This window comes from Phenylobacterium sp. (assembly GCF_041919955.1).
In the GTDB taxonomy this organism is placed as follows: Bacteria; Pseudomonadota; Alphaproteobacteria; order Caulobacterales; family Caulobacteraceae; genus Phenylobacterium.
Map to the genome: position 1 here is coordinate 20,207 of NZ_JAYRSU010000006.1, position 15,875 is coordinate 36,081.

Here is a 15,875-nt window from a genome sequence, read left to right on the forward strand (position 1 = left end):
TAAGCTCCCCCGCCCGTCACCCCATCCGCTCTCGCGGATTACAGCGCCCGGTAGGCCGGGAGGGTCAGGAACTCCTCGCAGGCCTCGGACAGGCTCATCTCCTTGAAGATCGCCACCGCTTCGGCGAAGCGGCCGTTTTCGAAGGCGGCGGCCGGCAGCACCTGGCGCAGGCCGTCCATCTCCTCGTCCAGCAGCTTGAGGAACAGGGCTTCGTCGACCGTGCGGCCATCGTCCAGCTTGGCGGCCTGCTTGATCCACTGCCAGATCTGGGCGCGGCTGATCTCGGCGGTCGCCGCGTCCTCCATCAGGTTGTAGAGCGGAACCGCGCCTTTCCCGCGCAGCCAGGCCTCGATGTACTGCACGCCGACGCGGATGTTCTCGCGCAGGCCATGCTCGGTGCGCACCCCGGCGTGGACCTTCAGCAGGTCCTCGCGGCTGACGCTGACGTCCTCGCGCAGCTTGGAAAGCTGGTTCGGGGTCGGCATGACGCGGTCGAACACTTCCATGGCGACCGGCACCAGGTCCGGGTGGGCGACCCAGGTGCCGTCGTGACCGTTGTTGGCCTCGCGCTCCTTGTCGGCGCGGACCTTGGCGAAGGCCGCCTGATTGGCGGCGTCGTCGCCCTTGACCGGGATCTGGGCGGCCATGCCGCCCATCGCGAAGGCGCCTCTGCGGTGGCAGGTCTGGATCAGCTTCAGCGAATAGGCGGCCAGGAAGTCCGAGCCCATGCCCATGACCGCGCGGTCGGGGGTCAGGGCGTCGGGCTGGCGGCCCAGGCGCTTGATGTACGAGAAGATGTAGTCCCAGCGGCCGCAGTTGAGGCCGGCCATGTGGTCGCGCAGTTCGTAGAGGATTTCGTCCATCTCGAAGGCGGCCGGCAGGGTCTCGATCAGCACGGTGACCTTGATCGTCCCGTTCGGCACGCCCAGCGCCTGCTGCGCATAGACGAAGACGTCGTTCCAGAGGCGCGCCTCCAGATGGCTCTCCATCTTCGGCAGGTAGAAGGCCGGGGTGGCGCCGGCGGCGATCTGGGCCTTGGCGTTATGGAAGAAGTAGAGGCCGAAATCGAACAGGCCGCCGCTCATCTCCTGGCCGTTCACCAGGGCGTGGGCTTCGGGCAGGTGCCAGCCGCGCGGGCGCACCATCAGGGTGGCGACCTTGTCCTTCAGGGCGTAGGTCTTGCCGTTCGTGGCGTCGGTGAAGCCGATCTGGCCGGACCAGCGGTCCTTCAGGTTGATCTGACCCTCGATCATGTTCTGCCAGGTCGGCGAGGAGGCGTCCTCGAAGTCGGCCATGAACACCCGCGCTCCGGAGTTCAGCGCGTTGATGATCATCTTGCGGTCGACCGGACCGGTGATCTCGACGCGGCGGTCCTGCAGGTCGGCGGGGATCGGAGCGACCTTCCAGTCGCCGTCGCGGATCGCCTTGGTCTCGGCCAGGAAGTCCGGCTTCTCGCCGGCGTCGAAGCGCTTCTGGCGTTCGGCGCGGGCGGCCAGCAGCTCAAGCCGGCGGTCGTTGAAACGGGTGTGGAGCTCGGCGACGAACGCCAGGGCATCCGGGGTCAGCACCTCGGCCGCGCGGCCTTCCACAGCGCCTTTGATCTCGATCGGGCGGGCGGCGACGTCGACGGTCATGCTGATATTCCTTGTTCACTCGGTATCGAAAAAAGCGAGCCCGCCAGGCCCGAAAGCCGGGCGGGCTCGAGGAGAGACATCTGGGCGCTTGGAGGCCCTGACCTTAGGCCGGCAGGACGATCTGCTCGGAGGCGATCGAGTAGCGGACGGCGGCGTTGCTGCGGGTCTCGTCAGAGACGCGCTTCCACGCTTGCCGGGCTTCGTCGCGATCCTCGAACGGGCCCATTACGTGCGGGGCGCCGCTCTTCAGGGCCTTGAAGGCCATGCAGCTGTATTCGCCGCCGACAACCCAATACCGTTCCTTGGTCATGGTCCTCTGCTCCCCCGGCTTGCGCCGGAACCGAGTTTCCGGCCGGACCTCGGGGCAAGCCCCCGGCCCGGCCGGCCGTAAGTCGATGATCAGCCGTTCTTAGGCGAACTGGTTCATCGTGTTGTGGACGCCGCCGGCCTTCAGGGCCGCTTCGCCGGCGAAGTATTCCTTGTGGTCGTCGCCGATGTCCGAGCCGGACATGTTCTGGTGCTTCACGCAGGCGATGCCTTCGCGGATCTCCTTGCGCTGGACGCCGGCGACGTAGCCGAGCATGCCGGCCGCGCCGAAGTATTCCTTGGCCAGATTGTCGGTCGACAGGGCCGCGGTGTGATAGGTCGGCAGAGTGATCAGGTGGTGGAAGATGCCGGCCCGCTTGGCGCCGTCCGCCTGGAAGGTGCGGATCTTCTCGTCAGCCTCGGCGGCCAGTTCGGTGCCGTCGTAGTCGACGCTCATCAGCTTTTCGCGGTCGTAGGCCGAGACGTCCTTACCCGCCGCCTTGTAGGCGTCGTAGATCTGCTGGCGGAAGTTCAGCGTCCAGTTGAAAGACGGGCTGTTGTTGTAGACCAGCTTGGCGTTCGGGATGACCTCGCGGATGCGGTCCATCATCGAGGCGATCTGCTCGACGTGCGGCTTTTCGGTCTCGATCCAAAGCAGGTCCGCGCCGTTCTGCAGCGAGGTGATCGAGTCGAGGACGCAGCGGTCCGCGCCGGTGCCTTCGCGGAACTGGAAGAGGTTCGAGGGCAGGCGCTTCGGACGCAGCAGCTTGCCGCCCCGGGTGATGATGACGTCGCCGTTGCCGATCTGGCTGGCGTCGACTTCGTCGCAGTCCAGGAAGCTGTTGTACTGGTCGCCCAGGTCGCCCGGGGTGTGGCTGACGGCGATCTGCTTGGTCAGGCCGGCGCCGAGGCTGTCGGTGCGGGTGACGATGACGCCGTTGTCGACGCCCAGCTCGAGGAAGGCGTAGCGGACCGCGCGGACCTTCTGCAGGAAGTCTTCGTGCGGGACAGTCACCTTACCGTCCTGGTGGCCGCACTGCTTTTCGTCCGAGACCTGGTTTTCGATCTGCAGGGCGCAGGCGCCCGCCTCGATCATCTTCTTGGCCAGCAGATAGGTCGCCTCGGCGTTGCCGAAGCCCGCGTCGATGTCGGCGATGACCGGAACGACGTGAGTCTGGAAGTTGTCGATCTGGTCGATGATCGACGCTTCCTTCGCCTTGTCGCCCGCCGCGCGCGCCGCGTCGAGGTCGCGGTACAGGCCGCCCAGTTCACGGGCGTCGGCCTGGCGCAGGAAGGTGTAGAGTTCTTCGATCAGGGCCGGGACCGAGGTCTTCTCGTGCATCGACTGGTCCGGCAGCGGGCCGAATTCCGAGCGCAGCGCCGCGACCATCCAGCCCGACAGGTAGAGGTACTTACGGTCGGTCGACTTGAAGTGCTTCTTGATCGAGATCAGCTTTTGCTGGCCGATGAAGCCGTGCCAGCAGCCCAGCGACTGGGTGTACTTGCCAGCGTCCAGGTCGTACGCCGCCATGTCCTTGCGCATGATGTCGGCGGTGTACTTGGCGATCTCCAGGCCGGTCTTGAAGCGGTTCTGCAGGCGCATGCGGGCGACGGACTCGGGGTTGATGCCGTCCCACGTCCCGTTCTTGCTTTTGATGAGCTGGCCCATCTCGATGATGTGGTCTTGATACGACATCTGACTCTTCCGTTGCCTTGGCCTGTGACAGCCGTTGAAGCCATCTAGCCCTTGCCTGGCTTGGGATGAAGGGTTAATGCGGTGCAACAAGGCTCACTTGTCACAGCGCGACCTTGTAAATATTGTAAATCTGTGACAATGAGACTCCATGGCGATCTCGACCACGGATCGGAAGCTCTTCCTGGGCGCGCGGCTGAAGCGGCTGCGGCGCGATCTGGGCCTGACCCAGACGCGGATGGCCGAGGACCTGGGCGTCTCGCCCAGCTATCTGAACCTGCTGGAGCGCAACCAGCGGCCGGTGACGGCCCAGGTGCTGTTGCGCCTGGCCGAAGCCTACGACCTCGACCTCAAGACCCTGTCGACCGACCCGGAGGGCGGCGGCGGCGCGGGCCTGGCCGAGGTGTTCTCAGACCAGATGTTCCGAGACCTCGGCCTGGCGCGTCACGAGATCGCCGAGGTGGCCGAGAGCGCGCCGGGCGTCTCGGAAGCCATTGTGCGCCTCTACCGCGCCTATCTCGATCAGCGGGCCCTGACTGACCTCGGCGCCATCGGGCGGCCTGAGGAGGGCGCTTCGGCCGGCTCGTCGGTTCTGCCGTCCGACTGGGTGCGCGACTTCATCCAGGCCCAGAAGAACTACTTCGCCGAGCTGGAGGAGGCGGCCGACAGCCTAGTCGCCGAACTGGGCGTGGAGCCGCTCGACTTCGCGGTCGCCGCGCGCGAGCGGCTGGCCAAGCGCCACGGCATCACCGTGCGGATCGTCCCGCTGGAGGTGCTGCCGGAATCGGTGCGCCGCTACGACTATCACCGCAAGCGGCTGTTCCTGTCCGAGGTGCTGACGACCGACGGCCGCTCCTTCGCGCTCGCCTATCAGCTGGCGATCCTGGAGAGCGGCCCGCTGTTGGACGCGCTGGTCGAGCGGGCCGGGCCGCCGGATCGACCGACCCGCAGCCTGCTGAAGGTGTCGCTCGCCAACTACCTGGCCGCGGCGATCCTGATGCCCTACGGCGCCTTCCACGAGGCGGCCGAGCGCAGCGCCTACGACATCGAGCTGGTGCGTTCGCGGTTCGGCGTTTCGTTCGAGCAGGCCTGCCACCGGCTGACCACCCTCTCGCGGCCGGGCGCGCGCGGCGTGCCGTTCTTCATGCTGCGGGTCGACTCGGCCGGCAACATCTCCAAGCGGTTCGCCGGGGCCACTTTCCCGTTCTCGCGCTTCGGCGGCACCTGCCCGCGCTGGAACATCCACACCAGCTTCCGCACCCCTGGCCGCATCGTCACCCAGATCGTCGAGACCCCGGACGGTCAGCGCTACTTCACCCTCTCACGCACGGTGGCGCGGATCGCCACGCCGTATGCGGGCGACGATTCGGAGCTGGCCATCGGCATGGGCTGCGAGCTGAAGTTCGCCGAGCGGCTGGTCTATTCGCGCGGCATCGACCTGCGCGAGCCGGCGGTGAGCGCGATCGGCCCGGCCTGCCGGATCTGCGAGCGGCCGGCCTGCCCTCAGCGCGCGGCCGAGCCGATCAACCGCACCCTGACGGTCGACGACTTCACCAAGTCGATCTCGCCCTATCCCTTCGCGTCGAGCTGACGCCTTGCGCGGCGTCAGGCTTGCGATAGACAAGGCTGTTCAAGGGGATGGGCGTAGATGGCTGAAGGCAAGGGCGGGCGTGCGACCGACCGCTTCCGACGGAAGCGTGAAGCGATCCTCGACGCCTCCATCCCGATCCTGAACCAGAAGGGCGTGAAAGGCCTGACCCTGGCCGATGCGGCGGCGGCGGTCGGCCTGTCGACGACCAGCGTCACATACTACTTCAAGCGCAAGGACGATCTGGCCGCGGCCTGCATGGCCCGCGGCGTGGCATGGCTGCAGGAGGCCGCCGAGAGCGCGGTGGCCGAGCCGACGCCGAAGGCGCGGCTGCACCGGCTGCTGGAGATCTACCTCGATCGCGCTCGCCTGGCCGCTCTGGGCCAGGCGCCGCCATTGCCCGTGCTCGCCGACGTTCGCGCTCTCAACGAGCCGCGCCGAGCCGAGGTGTTCGAGGCCTACGTAAAGCTGTTCCGCAAGGTTCGGACGCTGTTCGAGGCGCCGGACATGGCCTGGCTCAGCCGGGGACGGCGCACGGCGCGCACGCACATGCTGCTGGAGCAGCTGTTCTGGTCGGCCGCCTGGTTGCCGAAATACGACGTGGACGATTACCCGCGCATCCGTGAGCGGATGTTCGACATCCTGGTCGGCGGGCTGGCGGTCGAGGGCGCGACCTGGGCCCCCGCGCCGGCGCCCCTGGCCGAGCTGGCCGCCTGCGAACCGCAGGAGATCAGCCGCGACACCTTCCTGCTGGCGGCCACGCGGCTGATCAACAGCCGCGGCTATCGCGGGGCGTCGGTCGACAAGATCTCAGCCTCGCTCAACGTCACCAAGGGTTCCTTCTATCACCACATCGACGCCAAGGACGACCTGGTGGTCGCCTGCTTCGACCGCACCTTCGAGGTGATGCGCCGCGTTCAGCGCCTGGCCATGGCCCTGCCCGGCGACCAGTGGCGGCGGCTTTCCAGCGCCGCGGCGGCCCTCGCCGAGTACCAGCTCTCGGACTACGGGCCGCTGCTGCGGGTGTCGGCGCTTTCGGCCCTGCCCGAGCCGATCCGCGGCGAGCAGGTGGCCCATTCGGATCGCGTCTCCGACCGCTTCGCCTCGATGATCTCGGACGGCATAGCCGAGGGCTCGATCCGGCCGGTCGATCCGGCCATCGCCGCTCAGATGCTGAACGCCACCCTGAACGCCGGCGCCGAACTCGGCTTCTGGGTGCCCGGCATCACCCAGAAGGCCGCCCCTTCGGTGTTCGCTCGTCCGCTGCTGATGGGGATATTCGTGCGGTAGCGCGGCCGTCAGGCCCGCAGCGCCACCACGTTGGAGAGCGCCGGCGCGCTGGCCGCCGCGAGCTTGTCGGCCCAGACCTGCTCGACAACGTGCAGCAGGCGCTCGGCGGTGATGGGCTTGGTCACGTGGCCGTCGGCGCCGGCCTGAGCGGAGGCCTCGGCGTGCTCGGGCATGGCGTTGGCGGTCAAGGTGTAGATCGGCGTGCGCCGCCCGGCCCGCGCCTCGCGGCGGCGGATGGCGGAGATCGCGGTCAGGCCATCCATCACCGGCATCTGCATGTCCATCAGGATCAGGTCGAACTGGCAGCGAGCCGCCTCGTCCACCGCCTCGGCCCCGTTCTCCACCGAGATCAGGTCGACGCCGGCCGCGCCCAGGATCAGCTCGACCACGCGCCGGTTGGTCGGATGGTCCTCGGCCAGCAGGACCCGCATCGCGGTCAGTTCGTGCTCGTCGCCGCCGTGGTCCTCGTGGTCGCCCCACATCTCGACCGCGCCGTGGCGGCGCGGCAATTCCAGGCCCAGCTCGAAGCTGGCGCCGCGGCCGGGGGCCGCCGAAGCTGTGAGCGTCCCGCCCATGGCCTCGGCCAGCGAACGCGAGATGGCGAGGCCCAGACCTGTGCCGCCGTACTTGCGGGTGATCGAGCCGTCGGCCTGCTGGAAACGTCCGAACAGCCGCTGTCGCGTCTCCTCGTCGAAGCCGATGCCGGTGTCGCTGACCACGAAAGTCAGATGTGTGGTGGTCTCGTCCCGCCGGGCGCGGACGGCCAGCTTGACCTCGCCTTCGGCCGTGAACTTCACCGCGTTGCCGACCAGGTTGGTGAGGATCTGGCGGATACGGGGGCCGTCGCCCTCGAACGAGCCCTGGGCGTAGGGTTCGATCTCGACCCTCAGCCTAAGGCCCTTGGCCTGGGCGCTGGCCTCGAACAGGGCTGCGCAGGCGTTGACCGAGGTGGCCAGGTCGAACGGCTCAGGCCGGATCTCCATGCGCCCGGCCTCGATGCGGGCCAGGTCCAGGATGTCGGTGAGCAGCGCCTCCAGCGTCTGGGCCGAGGTCTCGATCAGTTCGACCATCTCGGCCTGGTGGGGGGCGAGTTCGGTCTTGGCCAGGGCGCCGGCGATGCCCATCACCCCGTTCAGCGGGGTGCGGATTTCGTGGCTCATATTGGCGAGGAACTCGCTCTTGGCCTTGTTGGCCGCCTCGGCCTCGCCGGCGAATTTGACCAGGTCGCGCTGGGCGTGATGGCGCGAGCACTCGTTCGAGGCGACGGCGGCCAGGTCGATCAGATAGTCGGCCAGTTCCTGGTCGTAGGCCCGCGGTTCGTGACTGGCGACGCACACCACGCCGATCGGCTGGCCGTCGGCCAGGCGGATCGGCGCGCCGGCGTAGAAGCGGACGTTTTCGGGTCCGCGCACGTGCGGGTGACCGGTGAAGCGCGGATCATCCAGGGCGTTGCCGACCCAGAGCAGTGTATCGGTCTTTACTGCAATCTCGGAGAACGACTGGTCCTGATAGACCTGCTCGTCGGTCCAGTTGGGACCGACGCTGGCGTGCCAGGTGCGCTCGGCGCCCACCATCACCACGTCGCCCAGGTCCATGCGCGCGAAGGCCCGCGCCAGGCGGCCGATGCGCTCGAAAGTCGGTTTCAGTTCGTCGAGGTCGAGCGTGGCGATAGCCGCCAGCCGCGCGGTTTCCACCTGCGACGCCATTGGACGCCCGGACATGTTTTCCCCCTGACGTATTTGCGCGGGAGGATGGGTAGGTGGAGTTAAATTTGTCTGTTTATCCGAACGTCGTTCGGCAACCGCCGGTCGTTTTCTGTGGAAAATCTGTGATTGCAGCGGTCCAGCTTGCAATTTTTTGGACTCAAGTCCGGAATTGCAAGCTGAAACAAGGGTTTGTGCGAAGTCTAGAGCAGCTTGATCTCGCGCAGCCGCTGCTTGAGGAATTCATCGGCGGTGATCGGCGCCTGTCCCCGGTCGGGATGCTCGGCCGTGATGCAGCCGGGCAGGGTGCGGATCTCGTAGTCCGGGTTGAAGTGCAGGAAGAACGGCGTGGAGTAGCGCGAGAAGCCGCGGCGTTCCGGCGCTGGATTGACCACCCGGTGCGTGGTCGAGGGCAGCACGTGGTTGGTCAGCCGCTGAAGCATGTCGCCGATGTTGCAGACGAGGGCGCCGGGCGGCGGGTTGATCGCGAGCCAGCCCCCGTCCTTCTCCAGCACTTCCAGGCCGGCTTCTTCCGCGCCCAGCAGCAAGGTGATGACGTTGATGTCCTCGTGCGCGCCGGCGCGAATGTTGGGGCCGTCCTGCGGCACCGGCGGATAGTGCAGCAGGCGCAGGATCGAATTGCCGTGATCGACCGTGTCGTCGAAGAACTGGCGATCCAGGCCCAGATAGACGGCGATCGCCTCCAGCACCTTGCGGCCCATGCCGTCGAGCGCATTGAACAGCCAGGCGATCTCGCGATGGAATTCAGGGACCTCGTCCGGCCAGACGTTGTCGGGCATGAAGGCGCGGAAGGGATGGTCTTCCGGCAGGTCCCGGCCCATGTGCCAGAACTCTTTGAGGTCGAAGTGCTTGGCGTCCTTGGCGGTCTCGATGCCGAACGGGGTGTAGCCGCGCTGGCCGCCGACCCCCGACACGTACTTGCGCTTGACCTCGTCGGGCAGGGCGAAAAACGCCTTGGCCGCGGCGATAGCCTTTTCGATGCGAGCCTGCTCCAGCGGGTGGTCGGAGATCACCGCGAAGCCATAGCGGGCGAACGAACCGCCCAGGTCAGCAGAGAAGCCGCCGAAGTCGCGCTCGAAGCGCTCGAACGAAACCGGCTCGATCCGTCGTGTCGTCACGTCGTGTCCTTCACCCGCCCTCGCGGGAACCTTGACCGTAGGCGTCGCGTTCGCATCGGAAATCCCACCTCGCGAGGAGATCATAGATGCGCAACTGGACCGCCCTTGCGGCATGTGTCGTCGGCGCCGGGGCCCTGGCCGCGTGCACCACGGTCGACCCCTACACCGGACAGACCGTCCGCAACAACACCGGCACGGGCGCCATCGCCGGCGCCCTGGGCGGCGCGGCGCTTGGCTACCTGACCAACACCAACCGCAGCGAGCAGGGACGCAGGAACGCCCTGATCGGCGCCGGGATCGGAGCCCTGGCCGGTGCGGGCGTCGGAAACTATATGGACCGCCAGCAAGCCGAGCTGCGCCGTGAATTGGCCGGCAGCGGCGTGGACGTCCAGCGCCAGGGCGACAATATCGTCCTGCAGATGCCGGCCGACGTGACCTTCGGCTTCGACCGGGCGGACATTCAGCCGCAGTTCCGCGGGGCGCTGGACGACGTTGCCCGCAGCCTCAACGCCTATCCCCAGACCCTGGTGGACGTAATCGGTCACGCCGACTCCACTGGACGGGCCGAATACAACCAGAACCTTTCCGAGCGTCGAGCGTCCTCGGTGGCCGGCTACCTGATCGACCGCGGCGTCCTGCGCGATCGGCTTTATGTCGAGGGGCGCGGCTCGACCCAGCCGATCGCCGACAACGCCACCGATGCCGGACGCGCGCAGAATCGGCGCGTCGAGATCGTCCTGCGCCCCTATACGGGCTGACGGCCTAGATCGGCTCTTCCTCGCGGCGCGTTGTGTTGCACGCCGCAGGCTTCTGGCCCCACATAGCGGCGAGGCGCGAGCGGCTGTTCGCCGCGTCGGGCGATGGGAGCTGGAATGGCGGCCGAGGCGGCGGGAATGAATCTTGGGCATGCGGTCGCCCTGCTGGCCGCCGGCGTCGTCGCTGTGCCCGTGTTCCGCAAGCTCGGCCTCGGTTCGGTGCTGGGCTATCTGGCCGCCGGCCTGGCGATCGGCCCGTTCGGCCTCAAGCTGTTCACCGACCCGCAGGCCATCCTGCATGTCGCTGAGCTGGGCGTAGTGCTGTTCCTGTTCCTGATCGGGCTGGAGATGCGGCCCGCCAAGCTCTGGAGCCTGCGGCGGGAGATCTTCGGCCTGGGGGCCGCTCAGGTGCTGCTGTGCTGCGCCCTGCTGTCGGGCGTGGCCATGCTGGGCGGCCTGCCGCCGGCCGCCGCAGTGATAGGGGCCAGCGGCTTCGTGCTGTCCTCGACCGCGGTCATCATGAAGATGCTGGACGAGCGCGGCGAGACCTCGACCGAAGCCGGCCAGAGGGCGGTGTCGATCCTGCTGCTCGAGGACCTGGCGGTGGTGCCGCTGCTGGCCCTGGTGGTCGTGCTGGCCTCGATGAACGGGACGGTCGCCGACTCGGGGCGTCCGGCCTGGCTCGGCCTGCTGATCGGACTCGGCTGCATCGCCGCAGTGATCGCCGCCGGCCGCTGGCTGCTCAATCCGTTCTTCCAGATTCTGGCCCGCAGCGGCGCGCGCGAGATCATGACCGCCGCCGCTCTGCTGGTGGTGCTGGGCACGGCGCTGTTCATGCAGTGGGGCGGGCTTTCCATGGCCATGGGCGCGTTCCTGGCCGGGGTGCTGCTGTCAGAATCGACCTTCCGCCACCAGCTGGAAGCCGACGTCGAACCGTTCCGCGGCATCCTGCTGGGCCTGTTCTTCCTCAGCGTCGGCATGTCGCTCGACCTGTCGGTGGTGGCGGCCGAGTGGGGGCTGATCGCGGTCGGGGTGATCGCCTTCATGCTGGTCAAGGCGGGCGGCATCTATGTCGTGGCCCGGCTGTTCCGCGCCGACCATCGCGAGGCGATCCAGCGCGCGGCGCTGTTCGCTCAGGGCGGCGAGTTCGCCTTCGTGCTCTATTCGGCGGCGGTCGCGGCCGGCGTGGTGGACGCGCGCACCAGCGCGGCCCTGACCGCGGTCGTGATCCTCTCCATGGCCCTGACCCCGCTGGTGGTGATCGTGCTGAACCGGGTGCTGCCGCCGCCCAAGGAGTCTCTGGACGGGGTCGAGGTCGCCGCCAACCTGGAGGGTCGGGTTCTGATGATCGGCTTCGGCCGCTTCGCGCAGGTGGTCTCCCAGCCGCTGCTGGCCCGCGGCATGGAGGTCTCGCTGATCGAGACCGACGTCGAGATGATCCGCGCCGCCGGCACCTTCGGCTTCAAGGTCTATTACGGCGATGGCACGCGGCTGGACGTGCTGCGCGCGTCGGGGGCGTCCAACGCCGAGGCGATCCTGGTCTGCGTCGACAAGCCGGACGTGGCCGACAGGATCGTCGAGCTGGTGAAGGCCGAGTTCCCGCTGGCCAAACTGTTCGTCCGCGCCTTCGACCGCGGCCACTCGCTGCGGCTCATCAAGGCCGGGGTCGACTACCAGATCCGCGAGACCTTCGAATCGGCGCTGTCGTTCGGGAAGAACGTGCTGATCCAGCTCGGCGTCGACGAGGTGGAGGCCGCCGACATCGTCCGCGACGTGCGCCGCCGCGACACCGAGCGCCTGGAGCTGCAGATCGCCGGCGGCATCCAGGAAGGTCGCTGGCTGATGCGCGGCAACATGCCGACCCCGACGCCGGAGCCGTTCTCCGTTCCGCGCAAGGGCGGGCGTGCGGGCAACGAGGAGGCCGCCGACGTGCTGGAGAAGCACCCGAAGGAGCTTGCGGAGTAGTTCTTCTCCATCTGGTGAAATTTTTCGCGTGACCCCGTTCTCAAAGGGGCTCTCGCAGCGTAAAGGGGCCCTCATGGCTGGAAAAACCCGTAACGACGCCGTGGAGGCCCTCGCCGGGCTGCTCTTCGACGGCATGACCATCATGGCCGGGGGCTTCGGCCTCTGCGGCATTCCCGAGAACCTGATCGGCGCGATCAAGGAATCCGGCGTCAAAAACCTGACGGTGGTTTCCAACAATTGCGGGGTCGACGGCTTCGGCCTCGGCATCCTGCTGGAAAGCGGCCAGATCAAGAAGATGATCTCGTCCTATGTGGGCGAGAACAAGCTGTTCGAGCAGCTTTATCTGTCGGGCGCGCTGGAACTGGAGTTCAACCCGCAGGGCACCTTGGCCGAGCGCATTCGCGCCGGCGGCGCCGGCATCCCGGCCTTCTTCACCAAGACCGGGGTCGGCACGCTCGTGGCCGAGGGCAAGGAAGTCCGCGACTTCGACGGCGAGACCTATGTGATGGAGCGCGGCCTGGTCGCCGACCTCGCCATCGTCAAGGCTCACACGGGCGACGCCGAGGGCAACCTCGTCTATCGGAAGACCGCGCGGAACTTCAATCCGATGATGGCCACGGCGGGTAAGGTCACGGTCGCCGAGGTCGAGAACCTCGTGCCGATCGGCTCGATCGACAAGGACCACATCCACACCCCGGGCATTTTCGTCGACCGCATCGTCAAGGGCGCGGTCTACGAGAAGCGCATCGAGCGGGTCACTACCCGTCCCCGCGAAGAGAAGGCGAGCGCGTAAGATGGCCTGGACCCGTGACGAAATGGCCGCCCGCGCCGCCAAGGAACTGCGCGACGGCTTCTATGTGAACCTGGGCATCGGCATCCCGACCCTGGTCGCCAACTACATCCCCGAAGGCATGCACGTGACGCTGCAGAGCGAGAACGGCATGCTGGGCATGGGCCCCTTCCCTTACGAGGGGGAAGAAGACGCCGACCTGATCAACGCCGGCAAGCAGACGATCACCGAACTGCCGAGCTCGTCCTATTTCTCCAGCGCCGACTCGTTCGGCATGATCCGCGGCGGCCACATCGCCCTGTCGATCCTGGGCGGCATGCAGGTCTCGGCGAACGGCGACCTGGCCAACTGGATGGTGCCCGGCAAGATGGTCAAGGGCATGGGCGGGGCCATGGACCTGGTGGCGGGCGTGAAGCGCGTCGTCGTGGTCATGGACCACTGCGAGAAGTCGGGCGCGCCCAAGCTGCTGAACGCCTGCAGCCTGCCGCTGACCGGTCAGGGCGTGGTCGACCTGCTGATCACCGAGCTCGGCGTGTTCGAGATCAACCGCGGCAAGACCCCGGTGAAGCTGATCGAACTGGCCCCCGGGGTCACGCTCGACGAGGTGAAGGCCAAGACCGAGGCGGCGTTCGAGGTCGCTGTCTAGGACCCAGCTTCCAACCCCGGACTTTGAAAGGCGGCCGCGCATCCGGCCGCCTTTTGCTTGCGTATGTTCTTGCATCAGCGTCTGGCTTTCGCCCGACGCGTGAAAGTGAGACGCTCGAAGCCATGTCCAAGATCCTCCGTTCCGCCGCCGTCCTCGCAGCCGTCGCCAGCCTGGCGTCGGTGGAGGCGGCCGAATCCGCGCAGCTCAAGACGGCGGTGTTCGCCGGCGGCTGCTTCTGGTCGGTCGAGAAGGCGATGGAGAAGTTGCCGGGCGTCACCGATGTCGTGGTGGGCTATTCCGGCGGCGACCGTCGCAACCCGACCTATCAGAACCACGAAGGCCATCTGGAGGCGGTGAAGGTCACCTACGACCCGGCCAAGACCAGCTACGCCAAGCTGGTCGACGGCTTTTTCCATAATATCGACCCGACCGACGCCGGCGGGCAGATCTGCGACCGCGGCCACTCGTACACGACGGCGGTCTTCGTCACGAGCGAGGCCGAGCGTTCGGCCGCTGTGGAGGTGAAGGCGCAGATCGCCAAGACCCTCGGCAAACCGGTGGCGACCAGCGTGTTGCGGGCCTCCCCGTTCTGGATGGCCGAGGCCTATCACCAGGACTACGCCAGGAAGAATCCGGCCAGCTACAACGCCTATCGCCTGGGCTGCGGCCGCGACCGCGCCCTCAAGGCCGTCTGGGGAGCGGCTCCCCACTGACGGGGTCGCGGGGCGCAGGATCGAAGCCCTCGGCGATGAAGACGCCGGCCGTGCGCTTGCGCTTGCGGTCCAGCCGCACGCCGACGATCTCGTGGCCGGAGATGCGCTTGAAGTCGTTCATGACCTCGCCCTGGTAGACCTCGTCCAGGCTGGCCACCAGGACACGCCGGCCCTGGGCTGCGGTCAGCGGGGCGACAGTCTCGGCCTGATTCTGCGGATGCAGCTCGCGCACCCACATGCGCAGGGGCGGCTCGCCGTCCTTGCCGAAATAGTCGCGGCCGTAATAGGCGGCGGCGTTGAACAGGAAGCGGTCGTCGACGACCACCGCGTCCAGGCTGCCCTTGGGCTCGCGCAGGGCGCGCTCGGCGATGGCCTCGCTCATCTGTTCCCAGCCCTTGGCCCGCTTGAAGGCGTTGGCCAGGCCCACCTGATCGGCGAAACCGGGATTGAGCACGCAGGCCAGGAAGACGACGGCCACGGCGGCCTGGATGGTCAGGGCGGCGATGATCCACCCGCGGGCGCGCCAGCGCATCAGCCACGCGGCGACCAGGATGGCGCCCGGCGCATAACCTGCGCCCGACCAGTTGGCGTTGGCGCGGCTGATGAACGACTGGCCGGTGACGATCAGCAGCGGCGGCAGGGCGAAGCAGAGCAGCAGCACGTCCTGCGGGCGCAGCTTTCGCCGCGCGGCCAGGAGGATCGTCCCGCCGATGAGCACCGCAAAGGGGATCGGCCCGAACACCCCGAACTGCGAGGCGACGAAGTCCCCAAGCTCGGCGAAGTTGAACAGCTGGCGCCCGCCCCAGGCGGCGTTGGCGGCGGTATGCTGGACGGTGGCGAAGCCGTGCCCGGCGTTCCAGACGAGGTTCGGCGCCAGCACCAGCAGGAAGGCGCCGATCGCCAGGGCCGCGGTTCGGACGTTCCATTCCGCCCGCGCCGGGCGTGAAAGGATGCTGTGCAGGGCGATCCCGATCACCCCATAGATCGCCGCGTACTTCGACAGGAAGGCCAGGCCCGTCGCCGCGCCGACCGCCGCGGCCAGAGCAAGACGTCGACGACCTTGCGCATGCGGCAGCTCGACGTAGGCGAGCAGCGCCAGGCTGAGGAAGGCGAGCAGCGGCGCGTCCGTCGCCATCACCAGCGACGAGAGCTGCACCGCCGGCATCAGCAGATAGAGGGCTGCGGCGAGGAAGCCGGCGGGCGCGTCGTACAGCCGCCGGCCGATCTGGTAGACGCAGAGCGTCGTAAGCGCGTGCAGCAGCGGCGCCGAGAGCCGGATCCAGGGCTCGGCGTCGCCGCCGATATGGGTCGTGCTCCAGATCAGCCAGGCGATGACCGGCGGCTTGGAATAGTAGCCCCAGTCCAGGGTGCGCGACCAAAGCCAGTACTGAGCCTCGTCCGGATAGAGCTCGAGCGGGGTGGCGAACAGCGCCACCAGCCGCACCGCCGTCAGCGCCAGGGTGACGAGCACCACCGAGCGCCAGTGCCGGTCGAGTCCGTGAACGGACGGGTTGCTGTTGGACACGCGCGCCTCTTAGCCGAATTCGCGCGGAAACTTGCGCGCGCGAGCGTGTCTGTAAAGCGACAGCCGCCGCATAAATGAACTCCCCGTTACGGTAGTGACGCGAGCGTCACGAATCCGTCACCCACAGT

General features: G+C 67.6%; 13 protein-coding genes. 7 read left to right on the top strand and 6 right to left on the bottom strand.

Features of this window, described 5'->3' with window-relative positions; all coding sequences use genetic code 11:
* Nucleotides 1–38: 38 nt before the first annotated feature.
* From aceB to ACE3T2_RS07005, 3 genes are all read right to left on the bottom strand, one after another.
* Entirely contained in the window at nucleotides 39–1,634 is a 1,596-nt protein-coding gene (aceB, locus tag ACE3T2_RS06995; RefSeq protein ID WP_374656111.1) for a malate synthase A, read from the bottom strand.
* 103 nt (nucleotides 1,635–1,737) lie between these two features.
* Complete coding sequence (locus tag ACE3T2_RS07000; RefSeq protein WP_374656113.1) at nucleotides 1,738–1,944, bottom strand: DUF4170 domain-containing protein; 207 nt, start codon at nucleotides 1,942–1,944, stop codon at nucleotides 1,738–1,740.
* A 99-nt stretch (nucleotides 1,945–2,043) separates the two neighbouring features.
* Nucleotides 2,044–3,636, bottom strand: a complete 1,593-nt coding sequence (locus tag ACE3T2_RS07005) for an isocitrate lyase (protein ID WP_374656115.1) — start codon at nucleotides 3,634–3,636, stop codon at nucleotides 2,044–2,046.
* A 148-nt stretch (nucleotides 3,637–3,784) separates the two neighbouring features.
* On the opposite strand from ACE3T2_RS07005, the gene ACE3T2_RS07010 reads away from it, so the two are divergent.
* The gene (locus ACE3T2_RS07010) at nucleotides 3,785–5,224 is read left to right on the top strand and encodes a short-chain fatty acyl-CoA regulator family protein (RefSeq protein WP_374656117.1); all 1,440 of its coding nucleotides are present in this window, start codon (nucleotides 3,785–3,787) and stop codon (nucleotides 5,222–5,224) included.
* Between the two features lie 57 nt (nucleotides 5,225–5,281).
* A complete protein-coding gene (locus tag ACE3T2_RS07015; RefSeq protein ID WP_374656119.1) occupies nucleotides 5,282–6,511 on the top strand; it encodes a TetR/AcrR family transcriptional regulator in 1,230 nt (409 codons plus the stop codon).
* 8 nt (nucleotides 6,512–6,519) lie between these two features.
* Here the strand turns inward: ACE3T2_RS07015 and ACE3T2_RS07020 are convergent, their stop codons facing one another.
* Together ACE3T2_RS07020 and ACE3T2_RS07025 are read right to left on the bottom strand one after the other, a co-directional pair.
* Nucleotides 6,520–8,232, bottom strand: a complete 1,713-nt coding sequence (locus tag ACE3T2_RS07020; protein ID WP_374656121.1) for an ATP-binding protein — start codon at nucleotides 8,230–8,232, stop codon at nucleotides 6,520–6,522.
* Between the two features lie 185 nt (nucleotides 8,233–8,417).
* Nucleotides 8,418–9,353, bottom strand: a complete 936-nt coding sequence (locus tag ACE3T2_RS07025; RefSeq protein ID WP_374656123.1) for an isopenicillin N synthase family dioxygenase — start codon at nucleotides 9,351–9,353, stop codon at nucleotides 8,418–8,420.
* An 86-nt stretch (nucleotides 9,354–9,439) separates the two neighbouring features.
* On the opposite strand from ACE3T2_RS07025, the gene ACE3T2_RS07030 reads away from it, so the two are divergent.
* The 5 genes from ACE3T2_RS07030 (at nucleotide 9,440) to msrA (ending at nucleotide 14,222) form a co-directional block, all read left to right on the top strand.
* A complete protein-coding gene (locus ACE3T2_RS07030) occupies nucleotides 9,440–10,111 on the top strand; it encodes an OmpA family protein (RefSeq protein ID WP_374656125.1) in 672 nt (223 codons plus the stop codon).
* Nucleotides 10,112–10,246: 135 nt separating this feature from the next.
* Nucleotides 10,247–12,073 (top strand): monovalent cation:proton antiporter-2 (CPA2) family protein, encoded by a 1,827-nt coding sequence (locus ACE3T2_RS07035; protein WP_374656127.1) that lies wholly within the window; start codon nucleotides 10,247–10,249, stop codon nucleotides 12,071–12,073.
* 73 nt (nucleotides 12,074–12,146) lie between these two features.
* A complete protein-coding gene (locus ACE3T2_RS07040; RefSeq protein WP_374656129.1) occupies nucleotides 12,147–12,866 on the top strand; it encodes a CoA transferase subunit A in 720 nt (239 codons plus the stop codon).
* A gap of 1 nt (nucleotide 12,867) precedes the next feature.
* Nucleotides 12,868–13,509, top strand: a complete 642-nt coding sequence (locus ACE3T2_RS07045) for a 3-oxoacid CoA-transferase subunit B (RefSeq protein WP_374656131.1) — start codon at nucleotides 12,868–12,870, stop codon at nucleotides 13,507–13,509.
* A gap of 122 nt (nucleotides 13,510–13,631) precedes the next feature.
* A complete protein-coding gene (gene msrA / locus ACE3T2_RS07050) occupies nucleotides 13,632–14,222 on the top strand; it encodes a peptide-methionine (S)-S-oxide reductase MsrA (RefSeq protein WP_374656133.1) in 591 nt (196 codons plus the stop codon).
* On the opposite strand, the gene ACE3T2_RS07055 is transcribed toward msrA, so the two are convergent.
* Complete coding sequence (locus ACE3T2_RS07055; protein ID WP_374656135.1) at nucleotides 14,191–15,747, bottom strand: ArnT family glycosyltransferase; 1,557 nt, start codon at nucleotides 15,745–15,747, stop codon at nucleotides 14,191–14,193. The genes msrA and ACE3T2_RS07055 overlap by 32 nt on opposite strands.
* Between the last annotated feature and the right edge of the window lie 128 nt (nucleotides 15,748–15,875).

Excerpts from the sequence above, each read along its gene's own strand:
- ACE3T2_RS07005 (WP_374656115.1), bottom strand. The coding sequence starts at position 3,636 with ATGTCGTATCAAGACCACATCATCGAGATGGGCCAGCTCATCAAAAGC.
- ACE3T2_RS07035 (WP_374656127.1), top strand. The coding sequence starts at position 10,247 with ATGAATCTTGGGCATGCGGTCGCCCTGCTGGCCGCCGGCGTCGTCGCT.
- ACE3T2_RS07000 (WP_374656113.1), bottom strand. The coding sequence starts at position 1,944 with ATGACCAAGGAACGGTATTGGGTTGTCGGCGGCGAATACAGCTGCATG.
- msrA (WP_374656133.1), top strand. The coding sequence starts at position 13,632 with ATGTCCAAGATCCTCCGTTCCGCCGCCGTCCTCGCAGCCGTCGCCAGC.
- ACE3T2_RS07015 (WP_374656119.1), top strand. The coding sequence starts at position 5,282 with ATGGCTGAAGGCAAGGGCGGGCGTGCGACCGACCGCTTCCGACGGAAG.
- ACE3T2_RS07020 (WP_374656121.1), bottom strand. The coding sequence starts at position 8,232 with ATGTCCGGGCGTCCAATGGCGTCGCAGGTGGAAACCGCGCGGCTGGCG.
- ACE3T2_RS07010 (WP_374656117.1), top strand. The coding sequence starts at position 3,785 with ATGGCGATCTCGACCACGGATCGGAAGCTCTTCCTGGGCGCGCGGCTG.
- ACE3T2_RS07040 (WP_374656129.1), top strand. The coding sequence starts at position 12,147 with ATGGCTGGAAAAACCCGTAACGACGCCGTGGAGGCCCTCGCCGGGCTG.
- ACE3T2_RS07030 (WP_374656125.1), top strand. The coding sequence starts at position 9,440 with ATGCGCAACTGGACCGCCCTTGCGGCATGTGTCGTCGGCGCCGGGGCC.
- aceB (WP_374656111.1), bottom strand. The coding sequence starts at position 1,634 with ATGACCGTCGACGTCGCCGCCCGCCCGATCGAGATCAAAGGCGCTGTG.
- ACE3T2_RS07045 (WP_374656131.1), top strand. The coding sequence starts at position 12,868 with ATGGCCTGGACCCGTGACGAAATGGCCGCCCGCGCCGCCAAGGAACTG.